The following is a 7,641-nucleotide window of genomic DNA, read 5'->3' as shown; positions in this document are numbered from 1 at the left end:
CAGCAGGGGTTTTGCTACCCCGCCTTCTTGGCGGAAAAGAGCAAACAGCGTGCGCTGCGAACCCAAGAGCAGATGCTATGAAGCTAGACCTGACCCCATCTGAGGTGCTTCTGACGCACGGGAAAATGCTACGAATCTAGACCTGACCCCGTTTTCGCTTGCGTTTTCGCTTGTGTTTAGCATGGCTTGTGGTGGCGGGAGGTCAAGCGGCATGGGGTGGGAGCACTTGGAATACGGGATTGGGGTCAGGTCTAGCATCGATGCATCGAATACTGTGAAGCAGGCCACGCCCATCATGGAGAGTTTGCTCTTTTACTGCATCACCGCCGCGATGGATTTGGCGACGTAGTCCACGTTGTGAAGATTGATCGCGGCCACGCAGATGCGGCCGGTGGATACGCCGTACACACCGAATTCGGTGCGCAGGCGCTCCATCTGGGCGGCGGAAAGGCCGGAATAGCTGAACATGCCCTTCTGGCGGGTGATGTAGGACAGATCGCCTTTCACGCCGGCGGCGGCGAGTTTGTCCACCAGGGTGCTGCGCATGGCGCGGATGCGCTCGCGCATGCCGGCAAGCTCTTGCTCCCACTGGGCGCGCAGTTCGGGCGACGAGAGCACGGTGGCGACGATCTGCGCGCCGTGGGTGGGCGGGTTGGAGTAGTTGCTGCGGATGACGCGCTTGATCTGCGACAGCACGCGGCCCGCTTCTTCTTTGCTGGCGCACACCACGCTCAGGGCGCCCACGCGTTCGCCGTAGAGCGAGAAGCTCTTGGAGAAAGAGGTGGCGACGAAGAAGTCGAGCCCGGCGGCGAGAAATTGCTGGATGACTGCGCCGTCTTCGGCGATGCCTTCGCCAAAGCCCTGATAGGCCATGTCGAGGAAGGGCACGAGGTTGCGCGCCTTGAGCGCGGCGATCACCTGGTTCCACTGTGCCGGGCTGATGTCGTAGCCGGTGGGGTTGTGGCAGCAGGCGTGCAGTACGACGATGGTGCCCGCGGCGGCGGCGTTCAGCGCGGCCAGCATGGCGTCGAAATTCACGCCCTGTTGGGCGGCGTCATAGTAGGGATAGGTGCCCACGTTGAAGCCCGCGGCCTCGAACAGCGCGCGGTGGTTTTCCCAGCTCGGGTCGGAGATCAGCACTTGCGCGTTGGGGTTGAGGCGCTTGAGGAAGTCGGCGCCCACTTTCAGCCCGCCGGTGCCGCCCAGGCCTTGCACCGTGGCGATGCGGCCCGAGGTGACGGCCTCGTGGTCGGCGCCGAACACCAGACCCTGCACCGCCTTGTCGTAGGCGGCGATGCCGTCGATGGGCAGATAGCCGCGCGGCTTGGGCGCCTGCATGAGCTGGGCCTCGCCCGCCTTCACGCAGGCCAGCAGCGGCAGCTTGCCGTCGGCGTCGGTGTAGACGCCGATGCCCAGATTCACCTTTTTAGGGTTGGGGTCAGCGGCAAATTGTTCGTTCAGGCCGAGGATGGGATCGCGCGGGGCCATTTCCACGCGGGAAAAAAGCGACTGGGTCATGGGAGATGGGAGGTGAGGTGACGGGAAAACCGGGCTTGCGGGACAATAGACGCTGCAAAGCGGGCCGATTTTACGCCCGGGCTGACGCGCCAGCCGCCGCGCTGTGGCGCAGGCTGACGACTCTTCCTCTGACGGTCTTCCCCATTCCACCCTCCGCCCATGTCCGCTCCGAAACCCGTTGCCACGCTCGACCCGGACAAGTTCGTCAGCTTTCCCGACTCGCCGTTCCGTCTGTACCAGCCTTATCCGCCGGCGGGCGACCAGCCCACGGCCATCGCCCAGCTTGCCGAAGGCGTGGGCGACGGGCTGAGCTACCAGACCCTGCTGGGCGTGACCGGCTCGGGCAAGACCTACACCATGGCCAATGTGATCGCCCGCATGGGGCGGCCCGCTATTGTGTTTGCGCCCAACAAGACGCTGGCCGCACAGCTCTACAGCGAGTTCCGCGAGTTCTTTCCGAAAAACGCGGTCGAGTATTTCGTCAGCTATTACGACTATTACCAGCCCGAGGCCTATGTGCCGCAGCGCGACCTGTTCATCGAGAAAGACAGTGCCATTAACGAGCACATCGAGCAGATGCGGCTGTCGGCCACCAAAAGCCTGCTGGAGCGGCGCGATGTGGTGATTGTGGCGAGCGTCAGCGCGATTTACGGCATCGGCAATCCGTCGGACTATCACGCCATGATTCTCACCGTGCGCACCGGCGACCGCATGGGCCAGCGCGACGTGATCGCGCAACTGGTGCGCATGCAGTACCAGCGCAACGAGGTCGATTTCACTCGCGGCACCTTCCGCGTGCGCGGTGACCGCATCGACATCTTTCCGGCCGAGCACGCCGAGCTGGCGGTGCGCATCGAGCTGTTCGACGACGAGATCGAGTCGCTGTCGTTGTTCGACCCGCTCACCGGCGTGGTGCGGCAGAAGATTCCGCGCTTCACCATCTACCCCAGTTCGCATTACGTCACCCCGCGCGAGAAGGTGCTTGAAGCCGTGGAGGGCATCAAGCAGGAGTTGCGCGAGCGCTCCAAGGAACTCACCGGCATGGGCAAGCTGGTGGAGGCGCAGCGGCTGGAACAGCGCACTCGCTTCGATCTGGAGATGCTCACCGAAATCGGCCACTGCAAGGGCATCGAGAACTACTCGCGGCATCTCTCGGGCGCCGCGCCGGGCGAGCCGCCGCCCACGCTGGTGGACTATCTGCCGCCTGATGCGCTGATGTTTCTCGACGAAAGCCATGTGCTGATCGGCCAGTTCAACGGCATGTACAACGGCGACCGCGCGCGCAAGCAAACCCTGGTGGAGTATGGTTTTCGGCTGCCCTCGGCGCTGGACAACCGGCCGCTGAAGTTCGCCGAGTTCGAGGGCAAGATGCGGCAGACCGTGTTTGTCTCCGCCACCCCGGCGGACTATGAAAGCCAGCACGCGGATCAGGTGGTGGAGCAGGTGGTGCGACCCACGGGGCTGGTGGACCCGATCATTGAAGTGCGGCCGGCCAGCAGCCAGGTGGACGATGTGCTGGGCGAAATTCGACTGCGGGTGGACAAGGGCGAGCGCGTGCTCATCACCACGCTCACCAAGCGCATGGCCGAGCAGCTCACCGACTATCTCGACGAAAACGGCGTGAAGGTGCGCTATCTGCACTCCGACATCGACACGGTGGAGCGGGTGGAAATTCTGCGCGACCTGCGGCTGGGAGTGTTTGACGTGCTGGTAGGCATCAACCTGTTGCGCGAGGGGCTGGATATTCCCGAGGTGTCGCTGGTGGCCATTCTGGATGCCGACAAAGAGGGTTTTCTGCGCTCCACCCGGTCGCTCATCCAGACCATCGGCCGCGCGGCGCGCAATGTGAGCGGCATGGCCATTTTGTATGGCGACCGCATCACCGACTCGATGCGTCGCGCTATCTTTGAGACCGAGCGCCGTCGCGCCAAGCAGATCGCCTTCAACGCCGAGCATGGCATCACCCCCACCGCGCTGAACAAATCGGTGCGCGACCTGATCGACGGCGTGGTGCAGACGCCGGGCAAGGGCTTGCGCGCGGGCAGCGTGGAGCGTGAAATTGCGGAACTGCAGATCGACAACGCGCAGGACGTGGCGCGCGAGATCAAGCGTCTGGAAAAGCGCATGATCGAGCACGCGCGCAATCTTGAGTTCGAGCAGGCCGCGCGGGTGCGCGACCAGCTTGGGCTACTGCGGCAGCGGGTGTTCGGCGGCGGCGACGATCACGACACCGACGCCCAGCAAAGCGCCTGAATCTGTTTTTGTTTCGCACCTCATCGAGATCCCAGGAGGTTGACCATGCAAACGCCATCGCATCCGACTTTGCCCACGCGGCGCCACGCCCTGCGCTGGCTGGGCGCAGGTCTGGGCAGCTCCGTGCTGGGCGCTTGCGGCGGCGGGGCGGTGCTGGTGTGGGGCGAAACGCCGGCCTCGGCGGCGTCGAGTCCGTTGCCGGTCGATACGCAGCCTGCGGTCAAAGCGGCGGCGGTGATTGTGGCCAGCGGTCTGTCGCGGCCGTGGGCGCTAACCTTTCTGCCCGATGGCCGCATGCTGGTGACCGAGCGCACCGGCGCGCTGCGCATCGTCGGTCTGGACGGTAAGGTGGCGGCGCCGATTGACGGTGTGCCCGCAGTGGACGCCCGCGGGCAGGGCGGCCTGCTCGACGTGGCGCTCGATCCTGCCTTTGCGGCGAATCGTCGCGTGTATCTGAGCTATGCCGAAGCGGGTACGGGAGCCGAGGCCGGGCGCAACGGCACCGCAGTGGCGCGCGGGGTGCTCTCAAACGACAGCACGCGGCTGAGCGACGTGCAGGTGATCTTCCGCCAGACGCCCAAAATCGACAGCACGGCGCACTTCGGCTCGCGGCTGGTGTTCGCGCCAGACGGCACCCTGTTTATCACCCTGGGCGACCGCTACAGCCAGCGCGACGCGGCGCAGGATTTGTCCAATACCCTGGGCAAAGTGGTGCGCATTCACGCTGACGGCAGCGTGCCGAAAGACAATCCTTTCGTCGGCCGCGCCGGGGTGCGCGAGGAGATCTGGAGCTACGGACACCGCAATGTACAGGGCGCGGCGATCCATCCGGTGACGGGCGAGTTGTGGACGCACGAGCACGGCCCGCAGGGCGGTGACGAAGTCAACATCACCCGCGCCGGGCGCAACTACGGCTGGCCGAAGATTTCCTACGGCTGCGAATACGGCGCGCCGGTGGGCAACTGCCCGCCCGTGGGCGGCGCCACCAGCGCGCCGGGTATGGAACAGCCGGTGACCTATTGGGTGCCAACGTCCATCGCGCCCTGCGGCATGGCGTTCCATACCGGCAGCGTGTTCCCGCAATGGCGCGGCAACCTGTTCGTCGGCGCGCTGGCCGGGCAGGCGCTGTGGCGGCTGCAACTCGACGGCAACAGGGTGGTGTCGCGCGAGGCGCTGCTCACCGATCTGGGCGAGCGCATCCGCGATGTGCGCCAGGGGCCGGATGGCGCGATCTACCTGATTTCAGACGGCGCGTCGGCCAAGATTTACCGGCTGCAGCCGGTGTGAATGCGGCATTGAAGCGGCGTTAAGATGGGTTGCACCTTCGGAGCGAACCATGCCCAGATACGCATTCGACCCGCCGCACTACACCTACGACGACTACAAGCTGTGGGAAGGCCGCTGGGAGCTGATCCAAGGCACGGCCTATGCCATGTCGCCAGCGCCGTCGATTGCGCATCAGGCGGTGAGCAGCAAGATTGCGTGGGTATTGGAAGATGCGCTCAAGGATTGCGCCGAATGCCGCGCGCTCCTTCCCGTGGACTGGCGCATCAGTGAAGACACCGTGGTGCAGCCCGACAATCTGGTGGTCTGCCATCCGGTCGAGGGCGCCTACATCACCCGCGCGCCAGAACTGGTGTTTGAAATTCTCTCCAAGTCCACCGCGAGCAAAGACCAGCACGCCAAGTTCACCATCTACGAGACCGAGGGCGTGCGGTATTACGTCATGGTGAATGTGGATGTTCGTGTCTGCAAGGTCTTTCACCTGCAGGATGGGCGCTACATCAAGCTGGCCGATGCGGTGGACGAAACCCTCAGTTTCGATCTCGGCAAATGCCGCATCGCCTTCGACTTCAGCCTGATCTGGTCGAAGTGAGGCGTTGCGTGTAGCGCAGGATCAGCCCGCCTTCTGCGGCGTTGCGCAGCGTCACTTCGCCGCCGAGCCGCAGCGCGATCTGGCGGATGATGGACAGGCCCAGCCCGCTGCCTTCGCTTTGCGCGCCAGGCAGGCGCACGAAGGGATCGAACACCCGCTTCAACTGCTCGGGCGCAATGCCGGGGCCGCTGTCCTGCACTTCGATGTCCGCGCGTTCGCCCTCGGCCCGCACCCGCAGATCGACTCGTCCACCTTCCGGGGTGTAGCGCAGGGCGTTGTCCACCGCGTTGCGCAGCAGGGTGTAGAGCAGAGCGGGGTCGGTGTCGATCTCTACCTTCTCGGCTCGGTCGATGCCCAGGTCGATGCGTCGGCTCTCGGCCAGCGGCAGCAGATCGGTGATCACTTCGCGCATCACGCTGGCCGGGTCGAGAGTCTGCCGCAGCGTCGTCTGCTCGCCTTGTGAACGGGCGAGGCTGAGCAACTGCTCGACCACGGTGCGGGCGCGGCGCAGGCCATCTTGCAGCGCGCCGATGCGCTGCCGCGCCTGCGGTTCGAGCTGCAGCGGCTTGAGGTTGTCCACCTGCATGCTGAGCACGGCGATGGGCGTGCGCAACTCGTGGGCAGCATCGGCGACGAAGCGGCGCTGCTGTTCCATCGAGGCGTTCAGGCGACCCAGCAGACGGTTGATGGAGTGCACGAAGGGCAGGATTTCCTGCGGCACATCGGTTTGCGGCAGGGGCTGCAGATCGGCTTCGCTGCGCGCGTCTACGCCCTGCGCCATCTGCCGCAGCGGCCGCAGCGCGCGCCTGACCACCGCGGCAGAAAGCAGGGCCAGCAGCGGAATGAGCCCGAGCAGCGGAAACAGCGTGCGCTGCGCGCTGTCAATGGCGGCGTCGGTGCGCAGATCGGTGCGCTGCGCCACGGCAATGCGCCCCCGCTCGCCTTGCTGCACGAACACCCGCCAAGCATGGTCGCCGCTTTGCACCACATGCATGCCGTCGCTCAGATCGGCCGCAAGCCGCAGCCCGTGCGCGCCCACGGGCGCGCCCAGCTTCTGCACCACGATGCGGGCGTCTTTGTCGACATCGGCCCCGGCGGGGTTCAGCGCACTGTCGGGCAGATTGCCCCAGCGCTGCACCAGGCTGGCGATCTGGCGCAGTTGCGCGTCCTGCAGTTCGTTGGCTTCCTGATAGCCAAAAAAGTACGACAGCGCCGCCGTGCCCAGGCCGACGACGACCACGCTCACGGTCATCCACAGCCAGAGTCGGCGCAGCAACGATTGCGCGCCCCAGTGGCGTAACGCGGTCAGGGGATTCATGGCGCCTTGTCCGTATCGCCGCGCGGCGCCAGCCAGCCCACGCCGCGCACGTTCTTGATGACTTCGGGCGCGAGTTTTTTGCGCAGACTGTGAATGAGAAACTCCACCGCGTTGCTTTCCACTTCTTCGTTCCAGCCGTAGATGCGGTCTTCAAGTTCGCTGCGCGACAGAATGGCGCCGGGGCGCAGCAATAGCGCGTGGAGCAGAGCGTATTCGCGCGCGGTCAGACGCTGCGTCTGCCCCTGAAACCGCACCTCGCGAGAAACGGGGTCGAGTTCGAGCACGCCGTTGGACAGCACCGGCTGCGCCTGTCCGCCCTGGCGCCGCGCCACGGCGCGGATGCGCGCGAGCAGCTCAGCGCTCTCGAAGGGCTTGACCAGATAGTCGTCTGCGCCCAGGTCGAGGCCGCGCACCCGGTCTTCGAGCGCGTCGCGCGCGGTGAGAATGAGGATGGGCAGGCTGCTGCCCGCCTGCCGCAGCGCCTGCAGCACCGACAGGCCATCGCGCTTGGGCAGGCCGAGGTCGAGCAGCATCAGCTCGTACTCGCCGCCTTGCGCCGCGCTCAGCGCCGAAGCGCCGTCGAGCACCCAGTCCACCGCGTGGGTGGCGTCTCGCAGGGCTTCGCGCGTGGCGGCGCCCAGCATGTGATCGTCTTCAACCAGGAGGATGCGCATGG

General features: G+C 65.5%; 6 protein-coding genes. 3 read left to right on the top strand and 3 right to left on the bottom strand.

What is annotated here, in order from left to right; all coding sequences use genetic code 11:
* Nucleotides 1–312: 312 nt before the first annotated feature.
* Nucleotides 313–1,518: an amino acid aminotransferase gene (locus AC2VLV_RS10140; RefSeq protein ID WP_486989867.1), complete on the bottom strand. Its 1,206-nt coding sequence runs from the start codon at nt 1,516–1,518 to the stop codon at nt 313–315.
* A 159-nt stretch (nt 1,519–1,677) separates the two neighbouring features.
* On the opposite strand from AC2VLV_RS10140, the gene uvrB reads away from it, so the two are divergent.
* Genes uvrB through AC2VLV_RS10125 form a run of 3 tightly spaced genes read left to right on the top strand, consistent with a single transcriptional unit; the run spans nt 1,678 to nt 5,647 of the window.
* A complete protein-coding gene (uvrB, locus tag AC2VLV_RS10135) occupies nt 1,678–3,771 on the top strand; it encodes an excinuclease ABC subunit UvrB (RefSeq protein WP_486989866.1) in 2,094 nt (697 codons plus the stop codon).
* Nucleotides 3,772–3,816: 45 nt separating this feature from the next.
* Nucleotides 3,817–5,058 (top strand): PQQ-dependent sugar dehydrogenase, encoded by a 1,242-nt coding sequence (locus AC2VLV_RS10130; RefSeq protein ID WP_486989865.1) that lies wholly within the window; start codon nt 3,817–3,819, stop codon nt 5,056–5,058.
* Nucleotides 5,059–5,107: 49 nt separating this feature from the next.
* A complete protein-coding gene (locus AC2VLV_RS10125) occupies nt 5,108–5,647 on the top strand; it encodes a Uma2 family endonuclease (protein ID WP_486989864.1) in 540 nt (179 codons plus the stop codon).
* Here the strand turns inward: AC2VLV_RS10125 and AC2VLV_RS10120 are convergent.
* Together AC2VLV_RS10120 and AC2VLV_RS10115 are read right to left on the bottom strand one after the other, a co-directional pair.
* Nucleotides 5,625–6,965 (bottom strand): sensor histidine kinase, encoded by a 1,341-nt coding sequence (locus AC2VLV_RS10120; RefSeq protein ID WP_486989863.1) that lies wholly within the window; start codon nt 6,963–6,965, stop codon nt 5,625–5,627. The two genes, AC2VLV_RS10125 and AC2VLV_RS10120, sit on opposite strands and share 23 nt — an antisense overlap.
* Entirely contained in the window at nt 6,962–7,639 is a 678-nt protein-coding gene (locus tag AC2VLV_RS10115) for a response regulator transcription factor (protein ID WP_486989862.1), read from the bottom strand. Before AC2VLV_RS10115 ends, AC2VLV_RS10120 begins: the two co-directional genes overlap by 4 nt.
* Nucleotides 7,640–7,641 lie beyond the last annotated feature (2 nt).

This window comes from Thiomonas sp. TH-17, assembly GCF_057473305.1.
Note: the sequence above shows the minus strand (reverse complement) of the source record. Positions and strands in the feature narration are given on the sequence as shown.

What these genes read in the sequence shown, in the direction of transcription:
- uvrB (WP_486989866.1), top strand. Translation starts at nt 1,678, where the DNA reads ATGTCCGCTCCGAAACCCGTTGCCACGCTCGACCCGGACAAGTTCGTC.
- AC2VLV_RS10125 (WP_486989864.1), top strand. Translation starts at nt 5,108, where the DNA reads ATGCCCAGATACGCATTCGACCCGCCGCACTACACCTACGACGACTAC.
- AC2VLV_RS10130 (WP_486989865.1), top strand. Translation starts at nt 3,817, where the DNA reads ATGCAAACGCCATCGCATCCGACTTTGCCCACGCGGCGCCACGCCCTG.
- AC2VLV_RS10140 (WP_486989867.1), bottom strand. Translation starts at nt 1,518, where the DNA reads ATGACCCAGTCGCTTTTTTCCCGCGTGGAAATGGCCCCGCGCGATCCC.
- AC2VLV_RS10115 (WP_486989862.1), bottom strand. Translation starts at nt 7,639, where the DNA reads ATGCGCATCCTCCTGGTTGAAGACGATCACATGCTGGGCGCCGCCACG.
- AC2VLV_RS10120 (WP_486989863.1), bottom strand. Translation starts at nt 6,965, where the DNA reads ATGAATCCCCTGACCGCGTTACGCCACTGGGGCGCGCAATCGTTGCTG.